20 protein-coding genes, 1 other RNA gene and 2 pseudogenes are annotated in these 24,227 nt (G+C 67.6%); 11 read left to right on the forward strand and 12 right to left on the reverse strand.

Annotated elements, in window-relative coordinates; all coding sequences use genetic code 11:
- Positions 1-316: 316 nt before the first annotated feature.
- Positions 317-604: a hypothetical protein gene (locus AB0K80_RS33400; RefSeq protein ID WP_365676232.1), complete on the forward strand. Its 288-nt coding sequence runs from the start codon at positions 317-319 to the stop codon at positions 602-604.
- Here AB0K80_RS33400 and AB0K80_RS33405 read toward each other — a convergent pair.
- The 3 genes and pseudogenes from AB0K80_RS33405 to AB0K80_RS33415 all read right to left on the reverse strand — a co-directional run.
- Positions 601-933, reverse strand: a complete 333-nt coding sequence (locus AB0K80_RS33405; RefSeq protein WP_365676234.1) for a DUF6233 domain-containing protein — start codon at positions 931-933, stop codon at positions 601-603. The two genes, AB0K80_RS33400 and AB0K80_RS33405, sit on opposite strands and share 4 nt — an antisense overlap.
- 300 nt (positions 934-1,233) lie before the next feature.
- Positions 1,234-1,524: pseudogene (locus AB0K80_RS33410) on the reverse strand (transposase); the annotation flags it as partial.
- Between the two features lie 7 nt (positions 1,525-1,531).
- Positions 1,532-1,630: pseudogene (locus tag AB0K80_RS33415) on the reverse strand (MerR family DNA-binding transcriptional regulator); the annotation flags it as partial.
- Between the two features lie 418 nt (positions 1,631-2,048).
- On the opposite strand from AB0K80_RS33415, the gene AB0K80_RS33420 reads away from it, so the two are divergent.
- Positions 2,049-2,807 (forward strand): hypothetical protein, encoded by a 759-nt coding sequence (locus AB0K80_RS33420; RefSeq protein WP_365676236.1) that lies wholly within the window; start codon positions 2,049-2,051, stop codon positions 2,805-2,807.
- Positions 2,808-2,865: 58 nt separating this feature from the next.
- On the opposite strand, the gene AB0K80_RS33425 is transcribed toward AB0K80_RS33420, so the two are convergent.
- Entirely contained in the window at positions 2,866-3,069 is a 204-nt protein-coding gene (locus AB0K80_RS33425; RefSeq protein ID WP_365676238.1) for a hypothetical protein, read from the reverse strand.
- Between the two features lie 779 nt (positions 3,070-3,848).
- On the opposite strand from AB0K80_RS33425, the gene AB0K80_RS33430 reads away from it, so the two are divergent.
- Both AB0K80_RS33430 and AB0K80_RS33435 read left to right on the forward strand, forming a co-directional pair.
- Positions 3,849-4,310, forward strand: coding sequence for a hypothetical protein (locus AB0K80_RS33430; RefSeq protein ID WP_365676240.1), 462 nt, complete (start codon positions 3,849-3,851; stop codon positions 4,308-4,310).
- A complete protein-coding gene (locus AB0K80_RS33435; protein ID WP_365676242.1) occupies positions 4,311-5,075 on the forward strand; it encodes a hypothetical protein in 765 nt (254 codons plus the stop codon).
- Between the two features lie 42 nt (positions 5,076-5,117).
- On the opposite strand, the gene rnpB is transcribed toward AB0K80_RS33435, so the two are convergent.
- Positions 5,118-5,521, reverse strand: an RNA gene (gene rnpB, locus AB0K80_RS33440) — RNase P RNA component class A.
- 515 nt (positions 5,522-6,036) lie between these two features.
- Between rnpB and AB0K80_RS33445 the strand changes: the two genes are divergently transcribed.
- Positions 6,037-6,909, forward strand: a complete 873-nt coding sequence (locus tag AB0K80_RS33445) for a hypothetical protein (protein ID WP_365676244.1) — start codon at positions 6,037-6,039, stop codon at positions 6,907-6,909.
- A 98-nt stretch (positions 6,910-7,007) separates the two neighbouring features.
- A complete protein-coding gene (locus tag AB0K80_RS33450) occupies positions 7,008-8,405 on the forward strand; it encodes a DNA cytosine methyltransferase (protein ID WP_365676246.1) in 1,398 nt (465 codons plus the stop codon).
- A gap of 205 nt (positions 8,406-8,610) precedes the next feature.
- On the opposite strand, the gene AB0K80_RS33455 is transcribed toward AB0K80_RS33450, so the two are convergent.
- The 5 genes from AB0K80_RS33455 to AB0K80_RS33475 form a co-directional block, all read right to left on the reverse strand.
- Positions 8,611-11,952, reverse strand: a complete 3,342-nt coding sequence (locus AB0K80_RS33455; RefSeq protein WP_365676251.1) for a tetratricopeptide repeat-containing serine protease family protein — start codon at positions 11,950-11,952, stop codon at positions 8,611-8,613.
- Between the two features lie 6 nt (positions 11,953-11,958).
- On the reverse strand, positions 11,959-12,294 hold the full coding sequence (locus AB0K80_RS33460; protein WP_365676253.1) for a trypco2 family protein: 336 nt from the start codon (positions 12,292-12,294) through the stop codon (positions 11,959-11,961).
- Between the two features lie 894 nt (positions 12,295-13,188).
- On the reverse strand, positions 13,189-14,298 hold the full coding sequence (locus tag AB0K80_RS33465) for a glycosyltransferase family 4 protein (protein WP_365676255.1): 1,110 nt from the start codon (positions 14,296-14,298) through the stop codon (positions 13,189-13,191).
- Positions 14,295-15,683, reverse strand: a complete 1,389-nt coding sequence (locus AB0K80_RS33470; RefSeq protein WP_365676257.1) for a hypothetical protein — start codon at positions 15,681-15,683, stop codon at positions 14,295-14,297. The genes AB0K80_RS33465 and AB0K80_RS33470 overlap by 4 nt, the downstream gene beginning before the upstream one ends.
- Positions 15,684-15,735: 52 nt before the next feature.
- Positions 15,736-16,983, reverse strand: a complete 1,248-nt coding sequence (locus tag AB0K80_RS33475; protein WP_365676259.1) for a nucleotide sugar dehydrogenase — start codon at positions 16,981-16,983, stop codon at positions 15,736-15,738.
- 66 nt (positions 16,984-17,049) lie between these two features.
- On the opposite strand from AB0K80_RS33475, the gene AB0K80_RS33480 reads away from it, so the two are divergent.
- Positions 17,050-17,823, forward strand: coding sequence for a glycosyltransferase family 2 protein (locus AB0K80_RS33480; RefSeq protein ID WP_365676261.1), 774 nt, complete (start codon positions 17,050-17,052; stop codon positions 17,821-17,823).
- A 111-nt stretch (positions 17,824-17,934) separates the two neighbouring features.
- Here AB0K80_RS33480 and AB0K80_RS33485 read toward each other — a convergent pair whose 3' ends face one another.
- Positions 17,935-18,834, reverse strand: a complete 900-nt coding sequence (locus AB0K80_RS33485) for a TauD/TfdA family dioxygenase (RefSeq protein ID WP_365676263.1) — start codon at positions 18,832-18,834, stop codon at positions 17,935-17,937.
- A 329-nt stretch (positions 18,835-19,163) separates the two neighbouring features.
- Here AB0K80_RS33485 and AB0K80_RS33490 point away from each other — a divergent pair, with 329 nt between their 5' ends.
- The 4 genes from AB0K80_RS33490 to AB0K80_RS33505 all read left to right on the forward strand — a co-directional run bounded on the left by AB0K80_RS33490 (position 19,164) and on the right by AB0K80_RS33505 (position 23,448).
- Positions 19,164-20,480 (forward strand): XRE family transcriptional regulator, encoded by a 1,317-nt coding sequence (locus AB0K80_RS33490; RefSeq protein ID WP_365676265.1) that lies wholly within the window; start codon positions 19,164-19,166, stop codon positions 20,478-20,480.
- Positions 20,481-20,845: 365 nt separating this feature from the next.
- A complete protein-coding gene (locus AB0K80_RS33495; RefSeq protein ID WP_365676267.1) occupies positions 20,846-21,724 on the forward strand; it encodes a hypothetical protein in 879 nt (292 codons plus the stop codon).
- Between the two features lie 516 nt (positions 21,725-22,240).
- Positions 22,241-22,558 carry a hypothetical protein gene (locus AB0K80_RS33500; RefSeq protein ID WP_365676268.1) on the forward strand — a complete coding sequence of 106 codons (318 nt, stop codon included), beginning with the start codon at positions 22,241-22,243 and terminating at the stop codon, positions 22,556-22,558.
- A 521-nt stretch (positions 22,559-23,079) separates the two neighbouring features.
- Positions 23,080-23,448, forward strand: coding sequence for a hypothetical protein (locus AB0K80_RS33505; RefSeq protein WP_365676270.1), 369 nt, complete (start codon positions 23,080-23,082; stop codon positions 23,446-23,448).
- A 71-nt stretch (positions 23,449-23,519) separates the two neighbouring features.
- Here AB0K80_RS33505 and AB0K80_RS33510 read toward each other — a convergent pair whose 3' ends face one another.
- Positions 23,520-24,008, reverse strand: a complete 489-nt coding sequence (locus AB0K80_RS33510) for a hypothetical protein (RefSeq protein ID WP_365676272.1) — start codon at positions 24,006-24,008, stop codon at positions 23,520-23,522.
- Positions 24,009-24,227 lie beyond the last annotated feature (219 nt).

Below are 24,227 nucleotides of genomic sequence, written 5' to 3' on the forward strand. Positions count from 1 at the left end.
AGACCCAGACTGGCAGCACGTCCCAGAGCCCACACAGGCACCCCCTCCGCCGCCCGCAGGTGCCCCGCCCCCACCGCCCGCTCCCCTGACTGTGGAACCTGATGTGACAGTCGCAGCTCCGGGAGGCGACGAGCTAGTTGATCTCGCGTACGAGGCGGCGAGTGAAAAGCTGGCGAGCCAGACGAGTGCTTTCGAGAGCCTTCGAACGCGGGCATCGGCCATCCTGAGCGTTGCTGCCCTGGTCACCTCCTCCTCATCTGGGCTCGGCCTGGTGAACGCGGATCCCGCGCAGGGACGCCTCCTACCTGCGTAGGCAATGGAACTCTTGGTCATCCTCTTGGCCATCGGGTTCTGCGTCTTCTTCGTTCTGTTGCCGACACGCAGCTGGCTGCACGGCCCCTCAGCCCGGGTCATCCTGGAGCGGTGGAAAAACGGTGCGAACACGAAGGTCGTCAAAGCCGACGTGGCTGCGGCGATGGTCGGTGCTCAGCGCCGCAACAGCGATGAGCTGACCAAACGCTCTTGGGCGTACCGGGTGGCTGTCGTCCTCCGCCTAAGCCAGGTACTGGTCCTTGCAGCCGCCGTCGCGCGGTCCTCCGCCTAGTCAAGAAGCCCTAGCGCCTTGTCCGGCTGGCAGTGCGGGCAAGGCTTTACCCCGTCGGCGAGTGCTCGCCGGGCCTGCTCACGGTCGATGCCCTTGGAGCGTTTCCCGGCACGCCAGCAGTCGCCGACGTGCACATACAACGGGTCGCGCCCGGTCAGGCCAAGGTCGAGGAGCCAGTCCGGCGGTGGTGGCCGACGGTCGATGCCCCGCTGGCGTAGGGCCTGGCGGCGCTCTTCTTCGGCGATCCAGCGGCGGGTGCGGGCCAGGTCGCGTTCCTGCACCCGCTCGAGGAAGCGGAGCAGAGCAAGCCGCGACTCTGAATCGTCCATGCGTTCGATTCTAGGTTCGGGGCGCCTCAGGGTGCCGGGCGGCCTTCCTCACGTCGGCCTCGACCTGGTTCCGGGCGGCGCCCCGCCGCGAAGGGGGAACTCTGTTGCACCACTCCCGCCCGCAAGGTGCGATGTCTGGCCGCCGGGCTGTCCGAGCTCGACATACAGCTGCCCAACGGACGCAACGCTGTGGTCGCCCCCCGATCTCTCCCTGGCAGCACTGGTGCCATCGCGCTGCCCTCCCTGGTCGGCCGGGGCAAGCGCGAGGCGGCCTCGCTGCTTCAGAGCAGAGGCTGTCGTCAGGGCCAGGGGCCGTGCATGGCCGTCTGCGACCGCGTGGATCTTGGCGCTCAACCCGCCGGGGGAGCGTCCGAGCGCGTGGCCGGCGGGCTCGTTGCGGCCTTCGAACCCCAGCCCACGTAATCAGCCGCTTGTGCGCGGTCTGGAACGAGCCGAGCGCGTCGGGTAGGTCACGCCAGGGTGAGCTGGTGCGGTACTTCCCTGCGATGGCCTAGAGGGTGCGGGGTGGTCGGCCCGCCGCCGTCCGCAAACCGGATCGGCCGGCATCAGCGACTCGGTCCAGTCCCACATCACCCGGGTCGACCTCGGCGGGCGGCAACAGCCCGCGTTCGCTGTAGAGGCGTAGCGCCTTGCGGCTCAGCCTGGTCCTGGCCGCGAGTTCGCCGATGGTGATCATGTCCGTGTCCACGCGCCCACGGTGCCTGCTGCCCCAGGGGAAGAGAGACAAGCCGGGAGCCTGGCGGCGCATCGGCGTTGCCGAGCGCCTCAGCCCCTGGACTCCGGAACTTCTGGGCCCCACGCACAAGCCGAGCGCCCGAACCCCCGCGCTACCAATCGGCGACCTCGCCAGTCGACCGGCAACCAGATCCGGTAAACACCCGTAGAGAGCCCGCCTACACGACTAACCTCAGCGTACTGGGCGATACACCTGACATGAGGGCACTGGTCTAGTCCTACCTTGTAGCACATGCCCACGGGACGTTACCTTGACGCGGTCTGCTCCCACAGTGATATTCACGTGCGTAGATGACTGATACTGTCCGTACGGGCCGAGAGCAACCGAGACCTGACGAAGAGGGGAGGGCGGGCCAACGATGCCCGGTACCGGCAGTGACGAGAGCGCGGCACCCCGCACGCTCGCCGAGAAGCTGACCGCCCTTCGCGACGGGCTCGCCGCCGAAGGTGGCAAGCCGCCATCCTGGAACACTCTGGCCCGCGAGATCTCGAAGCAGACCGGCGTCCCGATCTCGGGTCCGTACCTGTGGGAGCTGGCGACAGGCAAGCCCGGCACGAACGTTACGCTGCGCCACTTGAAAGCACTCTCTGAATACTTCAAACGACGTATCTCTTACTTCGTCGATGATGAGGTTGCCTTCGAAGACGACACCCAGGCACAGCTGGATCTTCTCCGGGAGCTACGGCGTCTAGGCGTCCGCAACATCAGGCTGCAGAACGTGCAGCCAGGCGAGGCCGATCGCGAAACTGTTCAGGGACTGCTCGCACGACTTCAGACGCTTGATGCACTGGGCGACGAAGGTGTCCGGAAGGTCGCTCTGGGAGCCAGCGCCCTCAGCCCGGAGCAACGTAGGACTCTGAGCGACCTCGCCGACCAGCCAGGCTTGTTGGACGCACTACCTCGCCTGATGGGACTCCTTGAGGCTGCCGACAAACTTGCCGACGAGCAGCTCACGACTGCCTCGGACCTTCTCCGGCAGCCAGATCTGCTTTTTGCGGTACAGGATGAGGCTGTTCGCGACATCGCAAAGAAGTGTCACGAGCTACTGCCGTCCAGTCGGCAGGCACTCTTGCCCGTGATCGCGCAGCTTCAGCGTCTTGAGAACAGGGAGACGTAAGCACCACAACGCGCCCCCAGCTCTACCACGCCGAAGCTCCCACGAGCGCGGTCAGGCCTCACTGTCCCGAAAGGCCTAAGCCAAGATATTCAGCGATCAGCTCACGCGGCAGCTTTGGCATCAGCCAACTGGCGGCGTCGAGTGTGGCTTGGTCGGCCGCGTCCAGCTGGGGATAATCCTCATCCAACTGAAGCGGGAACCCGTCCACGTCGGCAGTAACTGGAAAAAAGAGCACCGTGCCGTCGTCCGTTCCAAGCCACACGCCGCTTGGCGCAGCACCTCCGCTTGCTTTGCGCCGCGTGCAGCAGCCTGACACTTGTTCGTCGCGTAGACGATCAGCACCACCCTCACCGGCCAACTCAGTGCGTCTGTGGGAGCTTTCCAGGGTGCTCTGCGCCTCCCCGGGGAACGTATCGTTCCGTGTTGCCTGCCGGCTCCCTCCCGGCATCGCCATCGCTATCGCCCCCGTGGTCTCTGTAAAGGTCAGTCCTTCCGCGCAACTGCGACCTCCTCTACGCAGAACCAACATGCTGCATCACAGTGGCTTGCATGCTCATCCTCCGAGGCCGTCTGCGCCAACCACGCTGCAGCACCGGTACTTTGGCACGGCCGGCGAGACCAGCCCGGTCCAACAGCAGACCACTTGACGTACCTGCCCACTGCTCTTCACCGTCGACTCCCCCTCGACCCTCGCCGGTGCGGCGCTACGACTGGGTCGTCTGCCTCAGGTCATGGGAGGCACCTGTGCAGGATGTCCCGGCAGGCCCTCCCATCGGCGGAGCCCACGAAGTCGGATCGATGCGCTGCCAGCGATGGCATGCCGTAGTCACGCTGCTGCATAGGGTTCCTCCTTCTCGGGATCCTGCCTTGCGCCCCCGATCATGTCAACTAAAGTACACAGCAGTTGGCCTTCGACAGAGTGAGAGACCGGTACGTGGTCGTGTGTAGTCATCAACAGGACGGTTCGCGGAGCACGTCGGGGAGTTCCTACCTGTGGTGAGTCACAACGGCCCGTCGCTGGCGGACAAGCTAAGAGCCCTGATGGCCAGCCGCCTGGACGCCAACGGGCGTGCCCACACGTCGCGCTCACTGTCCGCGGCCGTGAACGCACTGCCCGAGGAGCACGCATCTGTGTCGTTTGCTGCCATCGCCAAGTTGGCCAACGGCTCCCACGACAACCCCACCGTGGGAACGATCGTGGCCTTGTGCAAAGCGCTGAACAACGTGCCGCCGGCCCATCTCCTTCCACACGAGAGCTATAACGACCTGGCAGCTCTCGAGGCGTTCGAAGACCCAGATGCGCGCCGCATCCTAGCGCTGCTCAACGGCCTGCCAGAGAGCGAGTTGCGCAACCTCATTGCAGTCCTGGAGCAGCGCCGGGCCGAACTCGGACTGGAGCCGGCGGCGAACGCTGAATCTGGAAAGGAAAAGAGCAAGCGCCGACGGCGCCGCAGCATGGATGAAGCCGCGCGGTACGCGGCCGATGCACTGGAGGGGCTGTAAGTGGTGGACGGCATAGTCTTCGGCACCTGCACCGCGGTGGGGTTGCTGGTCACTGCCCTCTGCACTCGCAGAGCTGTGGGCAACCCACGCGTCGCCACCTGGGCGATCGCCATCGCCTTCGCCATTTGCACGCTGGGCGTCCTGTGCGCCGTGCCAACGGTGGCCAATCAACTGCAGCACGCCACAGGCATGCCCAACGCCGGCAAGCTCGTGGCTCACGTCTGTGCGATCCTCTGGTGCGCTGCGATTCAGATCACGATGGTTGATCTGGCCTACCGTCCCGAGTACCTCAAGTCGGCGGTACTCCAGCGCGCGTTCGCCGCCGCGTTAGAACTCGCCGTCATGGTGCCGCTTTTCCTCGCAGCTAACCGGCCCGACGTACAGTTCACAACCGAATACATCGACGACCACAGGGTTGCCGCGTATCTACTTATCTACCTCTCCTACGTCCTGGTCACCTGTGGCGAGCTGATGTTCATGTGCGGAAGAACGTCACGACGTAACTGGAGAGTTCGCCCGTGGAGCAGCGTCGGCTTCGCGCTCTCCTCAGTCGCCGCAGTTCTCGGTATGGCCTACGCAGTCTGTAAAGGCTCTTACGTCATCTTCTACACCCTTGACGATCCCTGGCCGCTCGGGATCGAGCAGGTCGTGAGCCCGACACTAAGCGGTCTTGCAGTGCTGTTCGTCTTCAGCGGTATGACACTTCCCATGGTCGGCGCCCTCCGGGAACGACTTCGCGAGAAAAGGGCACTTATAGACGACTGAAGCAGCAGATTTGCTTTCCAGATCACCGATCTGGTGAAGCGGCAGACGAGTCGAGCTGTACGCCGGATTCTGTCACCCGGTCACCTCACGGCGGCCGGGGAGACGGCCATCCATCTAGGACCAGCGTTACCGCTGGCCTCATGCGGTCTACCCGCGGACTCGGGCGGGCAGCCCTCGAACGTCCGCGCAGAGCGCCTCTTACGGCGCTCCTCTTGACCTTGCTCCGGGTGGGGTTTACCTAGCTGCCCAGGTCACCCTGGGCACTGGTGGTCTCTTACACCACCCTTTCACCCTTACCAGAAGCTGAAGCTCCCGGCGGTTTGCTTTCTGTGGCACTGTCCCGCGGGTCACCCCGGGTGGCCGTTAGCCACCACCCTGCCCTATGGAGTCCGGACGTTCCTCGGGAAGCCCCCAGGGGGACTCCACGCGGCCGTCCGCTCGGCTCGTCTGCCGTACCAGCCATGCTAGCCGACTTGACGCCGCCGGCTGCTCTCGGACGCTTCAGGCGTGATCATGCTGCCCTGGCGCTCCGACTGCACCCACTATGCACACGACACACTCTCTCCCGGCGGGGAGATTGTGAGGGGATGCAGCGGACGAAGCGCAAGGTCGTCTAGGGGCCTTTTTCGCCGCTCCTTCGTCGCGGTGAAAAAGGCCCCGCTCCTCCCCTGCGCTTCGTCCGGCACCCCCTCAAAATCTCTTTTGCCGGGAGGGAGAGGGGGCGTCCCTGCGACTCTCATGGTCGGATGGCGGGGGTGGTCGGCCGGGTGCGGCCGGGGGAGCGGAGCGGGGTCTCGCCCGCCCCGCAGACGCCGGTGGCGCGTGCGGGTAACGGGCTTTTGCTTATGTTCGGTGGCGTATTGCGGTTGACTCCCCGCGCGCAATTAAATAGATTTACCTATGTCGAAAAGGGGTAGGGCAAGCCCCCGACACTCCACCACCAACCATGAGGAGACGGTTCGTGGAACTCGTTCCCATCTCCCGGCTGGGCGCGGAACTGCGCACACAGGCCCAGTTGGAAGTTCAGGTCACAGAGGGCGAAAGGCAGCTGGTGATCGTCCTGCCGAGCAGCCTGGACCAGCTGTGGATCACTCCCGGCCACCATGGCGGGCGGCCCCGGCTCTTCTGGCGGCGCCGCACTTTCCTCGGCACCGCGACCGACGAGTCCGGCTACCTCGACTGGACCGCCGACCCGGCTCCGCTGATCCGCTTCGTCATCAACTACGCCTACTCCCGCAACCAGATCGCGCCCCAGTACCAGCGGGTCCTCGACGCTCTGCGCGGGCGCGGCCTTGACGCGGAGCTGGCGCCCGCCGACGGCGGCGGCTTCCAGATCCGCATCGGGCTGCCGGACCTGACGTACCTGCTGATCGGCGCCGGTGAGACCCTTCCTCCCCGGCTGGAGCAGGTACAGGGGTGGCACGTGGAGCACTACGGCCCTGAGGACCACATCGCGGTGGTGTACGACTCGATGCCGCACAACCGCGCCCGGGGCGCCAGTCTCGGCGGCGCCCACATGGACGTAATGGCCGACCACGTCGCCCGGTACGTCGCCAGCGTCATGGCCCGCTACGGCGGCCGTCACCCGCTGGGCGCGCCCGCCCGCCTCCAGCAGGACGCCACCTCCCCCGCCACCGTCGCGTGGCTGCTGGAGGAGCTGGTCCGGCTGCCGCGCCACTATGGCGAGCTGGCCAACGACGGCGGCGCGCTGATCACGATCGCGCGCCGGGACGGCAGCGGCCCGACAACGGTCGAGGTCCCGGCCGTCGTCGTCAACCGGATCAGCGCCCTGCTGCTGTCCGAGGTCACCGCCTGCCAGACCTACGGCGGGTAACAGCTTCCGCCGAGCTGATCGTTCCACCGTGTCGGGCCCGGAGGGCAACCGGGCCCGGCACGCCGACTCCACCACCACACGGCGTGCAAGGACGGACGTTGAGCATCACCTTCACCGACATCTTCTGTGGCGCTGGCGGCGCCAGCACCGGCTTGGTCAACGCCGGTTGGGAGCTGAAGCTGGCCGCCAACCACTGGCAGACCGCGATCGACACCCACTCGGCGAACCACCCGCAGGCCGAGCACGTCTGCGCGGACGTCTCGAACTACGACATGCGCCGCCTGCCGCGCACCGACGTACTCTGGGCCAGCCCCATCTGCACCGAGATCTCGCCCGCTGGGGGCCGCCGTCGCAGCAAGAAAGTCAGCGGACTGACTGAGGAAGAGCTGCGCTCGCTGCCCGACGCCGCGTTCGAGCGGACCCGTGCGACCGCCTACGACGTCATCCGTGCGGTCGAGGTGCACCGGTACAAGGCGGTGCTCATCGAGAACGTCACCGAGTTCGCCACTGACTGGATCCTGTTCGACTGGTGGCTCAGCGGTATGGTCAAACTGGGCTACAACTACCAGATCGTCTGCGTAAGCTCCGCGCACATCGGCGACGAGCTCAACCCGGCCGCCCCCCAGTGGAGAGACCGCCTCTATATCGTCTTCACCCGGATTGGCATGCGGCTTCCGGATGTCGCCCCACGGCCCCTCGCCCGGTGCGAGGAGTGCGACGAGGACGTCTACGCGCGGCAGACATGGCGGCCGGGCCACACCGAGACCCGGATCGGCAAGTACGGCCAGCAGTACGACTACACCTGCCCGAACCACGACACCACCGTGGTCGTCGAGCCCTACGTCCGGCCCGCCTCCGACATCATCGACTGGACGAACCTGGGCACCCGGATCGGGGACCGCAAGCGCCCCTTGGCGCCCACGACCCTGGACCGCATCGCCGCCGGTCTGGAGATGTTCCCCGACCATCCCTCCGTCGTCACCGTCAACCATGGCGGACATGACGGTCGCGCCTTCCGCCCGGACCTCACCCCGCTGCCGTCGCGCACCGTCAAGATCGGCGAAGGGCTCGTCGTGCCGCCCGGAGCGTTCCCGCACGCCACTACGGCGAATCTGGCTGCCCCGCCCTTCATCGTCGAGTTCCGCAACCACGCCACCGCGGAGCGCGTGGACCGGCCCCTGGCCACCGTTACCGCGGGCGGCAACCACCACGGCCTGGTGATCCCGTTCCGGAAGGGCACGGTCCCCAAGCGCACCAGTGAGCCGCTGCACACCCTGTCCACCCGCGACTCCGCCGGTCTGCTCAGACCGGCGGTGAAGATCGAGAATTGTCACTTCCGGATGCTCCAGTGGCGCGAGCAGATGAGCGCCCAGCGATTCCCGGCGACCTACATCGTCAAGGGCCGCAGCAAAGCCGAGAAGACCATGCAGGCCGGGAACGCCGTCAGCTGCAACGTCCCTCAGTGGCTCGGCCACGCCCTCAGCGCCGTCCTGTAACCACCCGCAGTCCGCGGGCGGACTGCCCCCTCCCTGCTGAGATGAGCTCCATGCGATCGACCCGTCCCGCCACCATCATCTGCCAAAGACGGCCACAGCCGCCGGCCGCGACCACCTCGAATCGGAGGATGGCCTCTGACCAGGGGGTGGAGCTGAACCGGGAACGGCTCGCGAAGACCACGGTGGCCAAGGCGCAACGGGCACCTCAGGCCGTCCCTTCCCCGCCCCCGTCGGGGAGGGGGTGGGCCCTGAGCCACTGCACCACTACGTCCGCATCCTTGTCGCGGCCGAGCTGGAATAATGCCCGCGCCTGGAGCTCCAGCACAGGGTGCAGTAGAGCGGTCATCTTCTCCGGCACTAAGTGGGCGAAGGCGCGGTAGATCTCCACCGTCTCGCCCGTCGCCGCCAGCACGCCCTCGAGGTCGCGCCACAGCCACAGCAGCGAGGCGTGGTCGGCCAGGGCGGCGGCGAAGGGAAGGCTGTGGACGAAGGGATGTGCTGCGCTGAGGGCGCGCCACCGGTCCACCGCCATCCCACAGGCTTCCAGGGCCTCCTCCGGCCGGCCCGCCGCCAGGAGGAGATATGAGAGGCGGAGCTCGCACCGGGCCTGGTCGGACCCGTACACCTCGGGATCGGCGGCGGCCAGCCGCCGCCAACTGTCCAGTGCTCCGGTCAGGCTGTCGATCCCTTCAACCACCTGCCCTTCCTCTCCCTGGAGGACGCCGAGCCTCGTCCCGAGGACGGCGGTGCGGTGTTCCTCGGACGCGTCGGCGAGACCGATCGCCACCCGGTGCCGGCCCATTGCGACCGCCTGTCGCAACGGCTCGACCGCCTCGAATCCACGGTCCAGGTGCTGCAGCAGAGTGCTCCAGTTCATCAGGGCAGACATCAGCCAGGGCTCGAACCCGGCCGGGGCGGCGCGGGCGAGGTGACGCATGTGCTCGACGGATTTCTCGGTGGTTTCCAAGGCCTCCTGGAGCCGTCCGCACTCCAGCAGGCGGACGCCGAGCTTCTGCAGGGAGGTGGCGAGAAGCACGTCGGTGCCTGGCGCCCCCGCCGTCAGTCGTTCCCGCAGGTCCACCTCTCGGCGGAGGACCCGGATCGCCGCCTCGCGCAGCCCCGCCTGCCAGAGCCGCGGCTCCAAATAGTTCAGCTGCCAGGCGATGTCTTCCGACCGGTCGGGGGGGTCGTCGGCGGCGTCGGCGAGCCGTTCGACGACGGTGAGAGCTTCGTCGAGCACCGCCTGTGCATCGTCGTCTCGGCCCAGGGCCAGCAGGTCGTCGTAGAGGCCCGTCAGCATGCCGGCGTGGATCGAGGCATACGCGTCGTTCGTCTCGGCGACGGCGCGCAGCGAGCCGATCGCCTGCTCTTGGAGGCGGACCGCCTCCTCGTGCCGCTCGGCTCGGCTCAGCTGTCCGCCCAGGTGACTCAACGCCAGGGCGTGCGACGCCCGCGCGTGGACGGAGTCGTCCTGCGCGAGACGGCGTACGGCCGCGGCCACCCGTTCCTCGGCGACCCGCATGGCGAGGGCGTCCAGGCCGCTGTCGCCGTGCGGGAGGACTAGGTCGAGCAGGCGCAGCGCAGTCGGGTGGGGGGTGGTCTGGTCGAGTGCCGCCAGCAATTCCCGCTGGATGCCGTGTGTCCGCTCGCTCCTGCCACGCTCCCACTGGGCCGTGGCGGCGCGCACGAGCACGGTGAGGAGCCGTGCCTGCTGGTCGGGGGAGCCTTCAGCCAGCAGGGCGGGCAGGTGGAGGGGGACCTCGGCGTCGAAGAGGAGGCTGCAGACGTGGAGTTCTCCGACGCGGTCGGGTTCAAGGGCACCCCAGTAGCGGCCCGGGCCGGGCGGGTAAAGGGAGCGGAGCCATGCGGCGACGTCGCCCACCCGGTGGGCGGGGATGTCGAGGCCCACGCGGAGGGCGGTCACCGCCTCGTCCCGGTCAGCCGCGCCGCATAGGGTTGCCACGGCCACCGCGGCGCCCGGCGCGGAGTCTGCGAGGCCGTCGAGCCTCAGGCCGCTCCGTGCCCAATAGCCCTGCTCGTGGAGGAGGAGCACGGTGGCGGGGTCATCACCGTAGCCGTCGGCCTGGACGGGTGCGGTGCCGTGCTGCAGCAGGGTGATCAGCGCCGCCGTCTGCAGGCCGAGCACCGAGTCGTCTGCTTCTCCGTTAAAGCGGGGCGGAGGTCTCAGCGCCGCGGCCAGGGGGGTCCAGCCGGCAGGCGGCCGGCCGGGGAAACCACCGAACCGGTCCAGGGCGTGGGCGAGGTCGGTGACGGCGTCCGTGAACACCGCCGCGCACGCTCCGGGTGGGCCGCCGGCGGGGACCAGCGGTGCGAGGGCGGTGACCTCGGCGCCGGCCAGGATCTCGTCCGCGTAGGGCTCGCCGGTACCGTCGCGGCGCCAGCCGCCGTCGGCGCGGGCCAGGAGCAGGACCCGCGCCCGGTGGCGGGTGGTGCGCAGGTGCTCGACGAGGCGGCGGACGAGGTACGGGCGCGTGTCCGCGTAGTCGACTACGAGCAGCAGCGGGAGCGCGGTGTCCAGGGTGCGCAGCGCCGCTTTCGTCATGTCGCGGTCGTCCAGTGGGGGCGACGGCAACAGGTGTCCGGTGACCCAGCCCTCGGCACGCAGTTCGTCGGTCAGGCGCCGGGCGAGCCGGGTCTTCCCCTGGCCGCCGCCTCCGGTGAGCACCCGCACCGAGAAGGGCGGGGAGGGGGAGTTGCACCACCCGCGCAAGTCCCGCAGTTCATCGTCCCGGCCGCGGAACCGGACGATCTCGGCGTCCGCCCGCAGCAGCATGGCGGGGGACCGCAGGTCCTGTTGGCGGGACGCTGGCGCGAGCAGGTCGTGCGGTTCGACCGGTTCCAGGAGCGGTTCCCACTCGGAGTGTTCGGTGACCAGTCGGCGGAAGTCGTCGTCCTTCAGGAGTTCACTGGCCCGGGTGGCCGTGAGCAGGACGCCTCCGGTGGCCTGCCGGTCTTGGCCGACCACACCGAGAAGGAAGTCGCCCTCGGCCGTGACCGCGGCCCCGGAGATCCCCTTCCAGGTCTTGTCGATCAAGGGCACGATGGGATCGTTGCTACTCACCTCGTAGCGCCCCGTCAGAGAGCCGGTGCCGGGGTGGATCACGCCGTCCAGCTGCCGGTCATTGCGGTCCGCGGTGTCGGGATCCTTCTGCATCCGGGGAAAGCCCACCACGGTGACCTCGTGCCGACGGGTGCCGATGAGCCGACCCCAGCGCTGCGGCGGCCGGCGGGACGGGTCGCCGAGCGACGGGGGCGGCGTCCAGCCCTGCCCGACATCCACTTCAACCAAGGCGGCGTCAACCGCTCCCTCCTTCCGGTACCAACGCACGCGGCCGGTGTACTCCTCCGTACCCGCGTCCGGCCGGCGGACCGTCAACCGGCCGGACGCCGGCCCGGAGCCGCCATCACTCAGGACGTGGGCGGCTGTCAGCACGAGGCGTGGCCCCACGAGGTAGCCGGACCCGAAGAGCGGCGCGGCGCCCGCCCCGTCGTACAGGCGGATCTGCACCCGCCGGTCGGACTCCATCAGCGGCTACCCCCGGTCTCCCACGTCCAGCGGCCTACCGTCGGCCGACCGCGGTGTGAGCTGCACGGTGACGGTGTGCGTCCCCTTCTCCGCCCGCTCCCGCCGCCCGCCGATTCCGGCGACGGCGAACCGCAGTCCGCCGTCTGCGCCCAGGGTCCGGGTCAGCTCCATGCCGAGCTCAACCGTGATCTCCCCCAGCCCGAACCGCACCCCGCCGTCCCGATCCGGCCCGGCGATCCTGGCCCGAGCCTCCACGACCTGCTCTCGCAACAGCGTGATGGCGTCGGCCAGATCGAGCCACTCTCCGTCCCGCCCATCGCTGCCGCCGCTGCCGCTTCCCATGCGCGTTCCCCCTGCCGTGCGTCGCCCAGGGAGCCGAAGATTATCCGGCGGCGCACCGATTATCTCCATTTCACCCAAAGCTCTGACAAGTACACCCCTGATCCGCTACAGAGGTCTACTTGTCATTTCGCCGAAGCTTCGGGAGAACAGGACACTGTTCAGTTCACCCAGTTGCGCGCGAGGGCTTCCAGCGGTCCGTAGCTGTCGGTGGTGACACCAGGCGTCTCGGACCAGCCCGCTTTGGAGACGGTGCGCATCCTGGTCGCCGCTCTGGAGGCTGCCGACTGGACCGTCGAGCCGGCCACGATCTACGCCGACGAGCTGCGCGTCACTACCAGTGGCAGAACGGGTGCCCGTGGATCTGCGCCATCCCCTCCGAGCGGCGCCAGCACTGCACGCGGTTGCGTGGCCGCTAGGTCCGCCAGGGCCAGGGAAGAGCCACCCAGAGGCGGCGGCGGCGAGAAGCCCACTGGGAGCTGAACCCGTCGCGCCTTCGAAGGACACCATGCCGCCTGAGAACGCCGGGTCGCCGAAGGCCACCCGCCCGCCCACGGGCGCCGACTTCGTCGACGCGCTGGCGGCGGTAGGCGACGACCAAGGCGACGAGTGCGCCGGCTCCGGCAACCACTCCGAATGCCGCAGTTCCCGATCACCCGAGGTCGGCTGCGGCCGTCGGTTCGCTGTCATGAGGGGGGAAGACAGGGCTCGCAGACCTGCGGTTGCGGTGCTTGCGGTGTAGGGCACCGAGCGGGCGCGCCCCGGCCACGCAGCCGGAAACCATCCGCCACGACGCGCCCCAGCTCCCCTACGAGCCGCTCTCGCGCGCTCCCGTATGCCGTCGTACGGAGTTCCGCGTCCGGTGCAGGGTGCGCGTACGGTGACAGCCGACACTTGTCAGGAGGTAACGCGGAGCGTCAGTTGGCAAAGCTGGCGGCCGGTAGTAGTGATGTCGTAGCGGCGCGCGTTATCAACGGCCGCCTTGGTCAGGGCCTTGCGCCGGTGTAAGTCCCGGCCCATCTCGTCTAGGGCCGCGGCCAGCGAGCGCGGGTCGCCAGGAGTATAGGGAACGCCGGCCCTACCTACGATTTCCCTCACACCGGGAAGATCGGAGTAGGCAATCGGAAGTCCATGGGCTTGGGCCTCAATGAGGACGAGCCCAAAAGCCTCCAGGCCCCTGGTCGTGAAGACGAAGGCGTCGAAGTTCGGCAAGCGGCGCCACAGTTCGGCGCGAGGCAGGAACGGAACAAAGTGAACCCGCTTCCGCAGCCCGAGTTCGATGGCCCGTTCTTCCAGATGCTGCCGCAGAATTCCTTCGCCGATCACGGTCAAGTGGTGCGGCTGATCGGCTAAAGCGAGGGCCTCGACGGCGGTGATCGTGGATTTGTTGCCGTCCAGGCGACCGGCGTGCACCAGAGACATAGGGCCGATTCCAGTAGGCGGTTGATCGCGTACCCGAGCATCGCTCACGGGGATGCCCCATGGGATGACGGTGAGTCGGTCGGTGAATCTGTGTCCCGTGAGACGGTCGATGCGGTCGGCGAGTGCGGAAGTCGGGGCGACGATCGCGGCGCTTGCGGCAGCGACTTCATTCATGGCCTCGCGTTCCGATGCGCTGCGCTCGGCCATCATCACGTCGGGGCCGTGGGCGATAGCGATGATCGGGATATTGCCAGCAGTTCGGGTGAAGGCCAAACTGAGAGCGAATCCGAGGTACTGGGCGTGAATGGCATTCGGCTGGATCCTCTCGATGAGTGCACCGACCTCACGCGTCAACTCGTCAACGTAGAAGGCAAAGTCCGGGCCGTGAGGACGTTTCGCGGTGGAGAGGGTGATCAGCTGATCAAACGCGGTCTTCCAGACCGGATCGACCGGCGCCCTGCCCAGGAAGGTCGTGTGGATATCAGGCATCGCGCCGTAGAGGTCGTTGACGAGGATCATACTCCCGGACGAAGGCACGGAAACGCGGTTGATGCCTGTCACGATGTTCAGAAGCTGGGCGGTCATGCGGAAACTCCGTTCATGGATGACCGTTGGAGTGGAACCGGAGGGCGAGCTCCCAGGGCCACCTCGACTCGCGAGTCAGCCGTGGCGTTCCGCATCTCGCGGAGACGAGGGGGCGCCCACCACGACGCCAAGTGCGGCGTGAAGACGGCCGAGACCTCCTCAGCCGGACGTAAGTAGCCCTTACTGTCCTGTTCTGCCACCCATACCCTGACTGCCGACCTGGGGTATACGGGATTTATCCCTATCTCTCCCTTTGGGAGGACTCCATTGAAGGGTGTGGGTATTCCCTCCCGGTTCCAGTAATCCCATGCCTCAAGAGCCTTGGCTTTCTCGAAGCAGTGGTAGAGCTGCCGGTAGCGCGGCATGTACCGGATCTCACGGAAGACCATCTGACCGATCAGTCCAGGCGCGAAGTTCCGGATCGTGCAGAGATCAGAGCCCTGAAAGGTAACCGACGCCGCATCCTGGGACGTGTGCAGCGCAGTCCGGGCGAACAGGTGGGACAGTCGGCGCCGGACGTATTCGGCGACTGCCGGGCCGAGAGCTGGTTCTATGCCTCCGATGAGCTGGACGAGTTGGTCATGGCGTGGATTGAAGCGAGCCAGGTCGAACAACTGGTCCATGCCGTCCACGGCGGCGAAGGCGAGTCGTTTGTAAAGCCAGTTGTTCAGCTCTCCCGCCTCGGCGTAGGCCTTGGTCTCCGGAGTAACGGAGTGAAGCATCAGGTATTCGGAGAGAACCTCGAAGTACAAGTAGCCGAGGAAGGGCACGTGGGCCACTGCTTCGGACAACTGGTCGATGAACTCGGGTGCCGGGGTGGCATGGCCGGCAGCGTTGCGCAGGGCGACATCGAGGAACACGGCCGCCGCACGCAGCCCGGTTAGCACGGCATGGTCGAGCTGGTCGCTCTCGGCCAGGGTGAGGAAGCTCCGGTACCGCTCGTAGGTACGCAAGTGGATGGCACCGAGATGCAGGTAGTCGATGCCCTTGGGCCGGATCGGAGCGTCCGGAATGACCTCGAAGATCATGGGCGTGGTGGACGGCTTCGTCCGCATGAGGTAGGCGCCGAGGTTATGTGGGCGCAGTCCATCACGCTGACTGACGAGAGGCGAGCAGTACAGCGCTCCGACCAGGCATCCGGTAGAGACATGCAACTGCCGGCTGATGCGGATGGCGTCGATGTCCTTGGTGGTGTGCAGCAGGTACATCGGCTTTCCGCTGACGAGCGCTTCGGTCATGGCGTTGTGCCGTATCAGCCAGCCGTTGGGGGTTGAGCACTCCAGGTAATGGCGCCAGTCACTCTCGCTTTCGGCCAGCGAAGCTGGAATTTTACGCTGCGGGGGCATGGTGTAGTCCGTGTGGGCGTGTTCCCATTCGTCGCGCAAGACAACTCCCGGGGATGGAGGATCGCCGGCATGCCGGGGGAATTTTGAGCAGCTAAAGGGTCTCGACGTTCGGCCCAGAAAGTCGGTTTCGGCAGTCAAGAACATAGGATGCGCACTGCTCGATCATCGGGAAGTCGAATCGCGGGTGGTCCATGAGAAGAACCACCGCATCAGCGGCGGCCACCTCGTCCGGGGTCGCATCGACCCGGGGCACGTTCAGCTTGGTGTCGTCGCCGTCTGGGATGTTGGGTTCGGCGCCGAGGACTTCGGCGCCGAGGCCGATAAGCAGTTCAGCAACACGAGCTGAAGGAGAATTGCGAAGGTCGGTGGCGTTGTACTTGTACGTCAGACCGAGCAGCAGAATCCGCGATCCGCTGACGGGCATGCCGCGCTTGTTGAGTGTTTCCACGAGACGCCGCACGACGTAGTCGGGCATCTGCCGGTTCACGTGGGCGGCGAGTTCCGCGAAACGGAAAGGGACGCCAAGCTCCTGTTGGGCCTTCCACGAGAGGAACATCGGATCGACGGGTAGGCAGTGTCCGCCGACTCCCGGCCCTGGGGTGAACCGCGTGAATCCGAAGGGTTTGGTCGCGGCGGCGTCGATCGCCTCCCAGATGTTCACGCCGAGGGAAGCGGCCAGCATCGCCAGCTCGTTGACCATAGAGATGTTGACGAACCGGAAGGTGTTCTCGATCAGCTTGGCCAGCTCGGCGACCTTCGTCCCGGACACCGGTACCGTGGTCTTGAAGATGGTGTCGTAGAACCCCTTGATCACACCGAGTGATTCGGCGTCGATTCCGGACACCAACTTCGGGGTCTCGAACGACCACCGCTTGTTCCCGATCCGCTCGGGACTGAATCCAGCCCGGAAGTCCACCCCGCCCTTGAGGCCCGACGCCTCCTCCAGGATCGGCAGCAGCACTTCCTCGGTGGTGCCGGGATAGGTCGTGGACTCCAGGACCACCGTCGCACCGGGGCTAAGATGCTCGCCCAGGGTCCGGGCGCAGGACTCGATGTAGGTCAGGTCGGGCACGTTGTCCCGCAGCGGGGTCGGCACGGTGATCACTGCGATGTCGAAGCCGGCCAGCGCGGCCGCGTCGGCGGTCGCGGAGTAGGCCCCGGAATCCAGCACTGCGCGTAGCCGCGAGGAGTCCACGTCCCTCACGTAGGACTGTCCGGCGGCGAGCTGCTGGACGCGGTGCGTGTCCACGTCGTAGCCGGCGACACGGTGACCCACCTCTGCGGCGCGTACGGCCAGGGGAAGCCCTACATAGCCCTGACCAGCGACAACTATTTGCATGGCAGCTCCTACTCGATTGCGGTGCTTGAATGGACCGTCGTTCCTGGTCTGGCAAGGAGAAGCGCTGTGCCCCTGGTGTCCGTCGTGATGCCCGTGTACAACTCGGCAGCCACTCTCGGCGCAGCCGTCCGATCGGTGCTCACGCAGACCCACAGCGACCTGGAGCTGCTGGTCACCGACGACCAGTCCTCCGATGGCTCCATGGACCTGCTCCGCGAGTTCGCTGAGCAGGACGAGCGCGTTCTGCCGGAGTCGGCACCCGAACGGGGCGGTGCGGGCCGGGCCCGCAACCTGGCGATTCAGCGGGCCCGCGGGGACTACATCGCCTTTCTGGATAGCGACGACATGTGGCTTCCGGAGAAGACCGAGAAGCAGCTCGCCTTCGCGGCGGAAGGTGATGCGCCGCTGACGTTCACCTCGTACTACAAGATGGATGCCGACCACGACGGCGAGAGCACCGACTGGGTCCCGAACGGGCGGGTGATCCGTGCGCGGGCGCACGTGAACTACCGCGCGATGCTGGTCCGAGACCACATCGGGGCCCTCACCGCCATGTACGACCGCAACGTCCTGGGCACGAGGCTGATGCCCGAGATGCGCAAGCGCCAGGACTACGCCCTCTGGCTGTCGATCATGCGGGACGGCACTGACGCCCGGGGCCTGGATGAGCCGCTTGCGGTGTACAGGGCCCACCGGGCGGGATCGCTGTCCTCCAACAAGCTGTCGCTCGTGCGATACAACTGGGCCCTGTACCGCGAGCACGAGCATCTGTCGGTCCCGCAGGCGACGCGGGCGCTGGCCGGCGCCGCTTGGCAGTCACTGCGCAACTCGCGCGTATAGATCCGTGCGCGGCCCCAGGGGAGCACGCTGCGCCACCGTTCCCGGGGGCCCGAACGGGCCCGCCCCCATGGCAGTCTCACCCCTGGTCCATCCCCCGAGCACGTCGTGCGGCTACGCGGCAGATCCGTCGTCGGTCCTCGCGCGCAGGAACAGCTGGAGGAGCAGCCGCCGCTGTGAGACCGGGACGGTCTCCTGACCGCTGTGGAGCGCCTCCCGGCCGTGCAGGAAGCGGCGCTGGTTCACGATGAGGTAGTCCCCGGGCTGGAGCATGAAGGACACCTGCCCCCGGACGAGCTCTGCGGCGAGCTCCCTGGCGGCGTCGGCGTGCGCCTGGCCGAGCTCGGACCTCTCCAGCATCTTGGCGGTGAACCGGACGAACCCGTCGCCCGGGTCGGAGCCGTCCAGGATCGGGAACGGCTTGTACTCCTCACCCACGCCGTGCAGGTCGAAGAAGGTCCCGTAGTGGTAGGCCGGCTCGGCCAGGAGGGCGCGGCTGGCCTCCGACAGCCGAGCTACCGCCGCGTGGGCTTCGGAGAGGATGCTGGGGCCGCCGCCGAGCGGGTCGGGGCGTACGCACAGGAGCGTGGTGTAGTCCGGGGGCAGGGTCGCGTTCACCAGGTCCATGTGAAAGGCGTTGTACCCGATGCCGCTGGACTTGCCGGGGTCCTTGTCGACCTTGACCCCGATGTCCTTCCACAGGGGCCACCGTGGGAAGGGCGAGAAGGGGACCGCCACCTCGGCCGCGAAGGCCGTCGCCAGCCGCCGGAACCGGTCCCCGGCCCCCAGGGCCTTGGCCAGGTTCCCCAGGCGCAGTACGGCGTAGCCGCCGTACTCCCCGGTCAGTGCGTGGCGCAGGGTCGCGGCGGTTTCCTTGAACCGTGGAGCGGCCGTCAGCTCGGTCCGGTACTCCTCCATGGTGGACTTCGCCAGGAACGAGCCGTCTAGTTCCCAGGGCGGGAGAGGAAGGTCGATCAGAGCGGCTTCGAGTTCGCTCGGGATGTCGATGAACACGTGGAGGTTCCTTCTCTCTTGGGGTTCTCGGGGTGTTGTTCTCGTGCTGCTCGCGGGGCCGTGGGGCCCCGGCGTCGTGCCTGCGGGAAGGGTCCCGGCGAGGTTCGACGCCCGAGCGGTGGGAGCGCATGGCCCGGCGGGGTCACCCGTCGGTCACGAGGCCTGTTACAGCGAACTCCCACGCGTGGCGCATACGTTCGGTCAGCGCGTCCTCACCCGCCGTCGGGATAGAAGGATGGGGCTGCGCATTCGGCTGCGTCGACCAGTTGAAGGAGGTCCCGGGGAGGTCCCGCCCTGCCAAAGCGTTACCGGCCCTGCGCGCTGAGTGCTTGGATGAAGACGTGGAAGACATCCCGCACCCGTTGATCAGAGCGCGCATAGCGGCCGGGCTGACCATGGAGAACCTCGTCGCCGGCATCCGGGCCGCAGCCGCCAGACGAGGCTTGCGCTCAGGCGTCGACGAGGCACGGATCCGCAAATGGCACCGCGGCGTCCGTCCTAACGACGAACACCAGGTCTACATCGCTGAAGCGCTCGGCTGGCCCTCGGACATCGTCCGAGCCGACGACTGGCCGAACTGGCTGCCGCTCACCGCCAACGGCGTTGTCCCGTTCGGCCCCCACAGCTCCGTGCACGCCCTGAGAGAGGCCCTACGAACAGCGATGGAACGCCGCACCTTCCTGACGATCTCAGGAGCCGCCCTGTCAGCACTGGCCGCGGACTGGGCAGCCGGCCCTGCGACCGCTCTCGACCAAACCCGTGACGGCACACCGATCGCCCCCGAACTCATCACCTGGCTGGAGAACTCAGCCCGACAACTCGCCGGCATGGCAACCGACGAAAGCCGGCACATCCCCGACCTGCTCCACGCCCATTTGTCCGCCGTCACGCACCTGATCACCGACGGCCGCTACACACCCGCTGACGGACTGCGTCTGCACAGTCTGGCCGCCTACCTGTCCCAGACCATCGCCTGGCATCGTTTCGACCTGGGCCGCCACACCCACGCCAGTCAGTACTGGATCGCCGGGCTGCACAACGCCCGCGCGGCCGGAGACCACGACATGGGCGCAGGCCTCCTCAGCGACCTCGCCTATCAGGCAGCCTGGCGCCAGGACCACAGCACCGCAGCGAGCATTCTCAACCACGCTCTGACCCGCGCCCAGAATCCGGCCGCCCGGTGCCTGCTGAACCTGCGCCTGGCCCGCACCCTGGCCGCACGCAACGAACGGCGCGCCGCCCTGCGCGCCCTCGCCGCGGCGGAGAAACACCTCGGTGACGCAGGCGCCGACCGGCCCACCTGGTGCACCTGGATCTCCGAAGCCGATCTCGCCGTGGACTCCGGACAGACGCTCCTCGACCTTGGAGACACGGGACGGGCACACCAACTCATCACGGAAGGGGAGCGACTGCTGCCCGCAGCGCGGGACAAGACCCGCGGGGTCTTCCTCGCCTACCGGGCAGCCAGCTATCTCGACCAGAAAGAGCCCGAGCCGGCCGCAGCCGCCGCCACTCAGTCACTCCTCTTGGCCCGCCGTATCGGAGCACCCCGCTGCGTTCAGCTCATCGAGGACCTGCTCCCACGCTTCCAGCCCTACGCTCGCGCACAAGGCGTACCGGAACTCCTGCAGCTCAGTGCCGCATAGGCATCGGGACTGCGGCTGGCCGGCCACCTGGCCCGCCGCTGCAACGAGCGGCGGGTGCGGGTGCTCGCCCCGACGGATGCAGTACGCGGCGACCTGGCCGCCCGCTTTCCTTGACCGGCCCCGCCTGACGGCATGATCTGCCAGGCCCGGGGCGGGGTAGTACAGCAGGCACCGGCCCCGCCCCGGCCGCAGACGGCAAAGTGGGCCGGCGGTTACGAGCCGAAGCTCGTACCAGCCCCGCCGAAGCGTGCTGGCTCGGGCAAAACCGCCGACCCTTCTCCACCACCAACGACGAGGCCGCATCAGGTCTCCCGCTGGCAGTGTCCATAAGTTTACGGCTCCGGGTGCGACAGGATGACACCACCATGACTACGACGAGAGAGCAGTTCGAGCAGCGGCTCGCCGCGCTGCACGACCCTTGGGTGACCCGTAAGCAGTTGGAACACCTCGCTGGCGTTTCGCCGAAGACGATCCGCAACTGGCTGGAGGCCCACCCCATCCCCGAGGCGAAGACTCGAGTCGGTGCCCGCAGAGCCCAGCTCATCGACAGGCAGACGGCGGCGGAGTGGGCTCGAGTGCGGCTTTTCGGCGACAAGGAGGGGGCCACGGATGTGCAATCCGGCCCACGCCTGGCGGCCGCTCCGCGCCCCATGGCACACGCTCCCGGGGAGCGGTGGCGCCGTGTAGAGATCGCCCGACGACGCGGCGTGACCCCCGGCGCCATCGGCAACCTGGCCCGAGCGTACGCGGAGCACCCGAGCCATCCCTTCCCGCCCGCCGCGGAGGACCGCACCCGGGACGCTGCCGCCGTCGCCGCGTGGTTCGCCTGGTACGACGCCGAGCGCCCCGGCTACAGCGGGAGGAGCACCGGCCATGCGGACACCACGCGGACTAAAGCCGGGAGAGTCGCCGAGGTCGCCGACCTGGTGCGAACCGCCATCGCCCAGGGCACCGACCTCACCACCGAGACCGTCGCGGCACGGCTGGAGGTTTCACCCGAAGTCGCCGCCCGCTACTTGTCGCAGGCTGCCCAGAAGGTGATGCCCGAGCACGGGCTGATCGCTCGCAAGCAGATCCCCGACCTGTTCCCGGCAGCCGTCCGCAACGAGATGCCCCCGCCGCAGCGACGCGAACGCGTCAAGACACTGCTGCGACGCCGCACGGCGCCGAAACCCGTTCTCGTCGTCGGCGGCACGGAGTACTACCGGCGCCAGGAGGCAGAGGCTCTCGTGACGTCGGGGTGATGGTGGCTTGTGCCCTTGGGGGTGGGCGACGGCACAGGCTGGCCATCAGCCGGGGCGAATGGTGGGGCCGCTGTGCGGCCCCGGTGAGCCAACTGTGGTAGGGCTGGCTTGTGCGGGGTGCGGATGGTTCCCTCCCGGCGGGGAGATTATCAGGGGGTGCGGCGGACTGTGCGCAAGGTCGTATCGGGACCTTTTCCCCGCTCCTTCGTCGCGGTGAAAAAGGTCCCGCTCCTCCCCTGCGCTTCGTCCGGCACCCCCTGAAAATCTCTTTTCGCCGGGAGAGGAAGGGGGCGGTCCTGCGGCTTCTGCTGATCGGGTGGCGGGGACGGCCGGCCGAGTGCGACCCGGTGGACGGCAAGGGGTGAGCGGGGTGGCGAGGGTAACGAGGCCGATTCCTTCCTGTCGGTGGGTTTGCGGTTGACTCCCCAACGGCAAATGAATAGATTTACCTACGTCGAAAAGGGGCAGGGCAAGCCCCCGACACTCCACCACCAACCCGAAGGGAATGCAGAGGCAATGGCCTACGGCAACGCAATCGACCTGGACGAGAGCACCCGTATCGTGCCGGTCTTCGACCCGGTGCTGCGCACCCTGTCCGTGCAGCTGTGGAAGGGCGGCGAACCGGCCGCAATCCACGGCCTGGTGGAGCACTTCACCCACCCCGACGACGTTCTCGACACGATCGACGAGTTCCTGCAGCGGTCCGGCGCCCGGCTGCTCACCGAGCACGAGACCGACGCGCTCGCCGGTGAGCTGATCATGGCCAAGGGCGGCCCTGATGCTGCCCTCCTGATGATGGCCCGCCAGAACCCGGAGCGCTTCCTCATCTGCTGACCCACGCCAGCCGGGGCGGCGCGCTCGCGCCGCCCCACCCTCGGAGTTACAAAGCAGGTTCGAGCCCGCGCGGCTCCCGCACAGACGACCAGGGCACTTCCCGGCGGCTCGGCTGGACGAACGACGACGTTTGCGCTGACGACCCACTGAGCGCCGCGAAGGAGGCAGGGGGACATGCTGCGATCAACCCCGCCGGCGGCACCGGCACGAACCTGTTCTTCGCGGCCTACCTCGCCACCTACCCGCACCCGCTGCTGGGGCTGGGACGCCAGCACTCCCAGGTCGTACGAGTCGCCCAACTCCGCCACGGCGACGCCATTTTGAGCTCCTTCCAGGTACCGGGGGTCAGCATGCGTAGCCGCCGTCACTACCGCAGCCCCGCCCCGGTGACACCGGCACAATGTCTCCGGGACCCGGGGCGTGGATGTCGCACTGCGCGCCGCATCATGTCCCCGGGCTGAGGCACTGTCACGCACGGTCAGTGCGAACAGCATCTGCGCGCTCGAGAGAAAGGGGAGCCCGTGACGCGCAGCAGAATGACGGAGACGCCGATCGAAGAACTCGATCTCGACTGGATCGGCATGACGATCGAGGTGGACACCCCTGACGGCAGCCAGGTTGGGTTCCGCCTCGCACGCTATGAGAAGACCACACGCGATGGCGAGCAGCTGTGGATCCTCTTCAGCACCGATCACCCGTGGCGTACGGAACTGACCGCAGGCGCCAAGATCCGGTGGGTACACCGGCCGGCTGACCCTGGCCGACCGACGGGGCACTACCTCCCCCAGCCGCAGTACACCAGCCCGGTAACAGCTCCTCCGGCCGCACCCGCCCCGGGCCCCCTTAGCCCGAACTCCTGGGTGACTCCACTGACGCCTGGAACCCGGTAACCGCGCCACACCCGCCGCGGCCCCCGACCTGGATCGGTAACACTCAGGTCGGGGGCCGCAGTGCGCCTGCATCACCGGGCCAGAGCCACTGACCCCTCTGCCGCAGCGGACGTCTCGACGACTGGCACCGGAGACGGTGGCAGCATCGATGACGACGGCGACGGTGCAGTAGTGGGCGCCGTCGGCGACGGCGATCCCGAGTCGGCCGGAGCACTCGCGACGTCACCCAAGGACGCCTTGATCTCACGCACCACGGCCTCAGCGACACCCAGGCGCTCCGCTACTGATCGGACACCGGTGAGCGCCAGCATCTTGGCCACGACGTCAGTCATTTGCTCACGCAGCTTTTCCGTCTCCTTCTCCACCTCCCCCCGCACCCTCTCGGTGTACTTCCTGATCTTCTCCTCAGCCGCGGACTCCTTGTCCGCTATCTCGTCCTCTGCCTCGAACCATGCGGTCGCCAGGTCCTCCAGCTGCTGCTCGCGCTGCCGGCGCTCCGCTGTGCGGGCTCGAGCCTTCTCTCTCGCCCTGACCTGGCGGGCGGCCCTCCGTTCTGCCATGGAAGTCCTCCTATCGGTAGGCGCAGGAGCCATTGTGTTACCCCTGAAAGACGCAAATCCAAGGCAGAGCTAGGCAACTGCTCGGCAACCAGCCAGCGATCGGGCAGTCGAGAGATGCCTCAGGAGCGGCCTGTGGAAAGCAACGGGCGGTTGTCCCCAGGGGCGCTCTGGAGAGCGCCCCTGGGGTCAAACGCCCGAAGCTGGGGGGTACGCGCCCAC

The organism is Streptomyces sp. NPDC052682 (assembly GCF_040678435.1).
GTDB lineage: Bacteria > Actinomycetota > Actinomycetes > Streptomycetales > Streptomycetaceae > Streptomyces.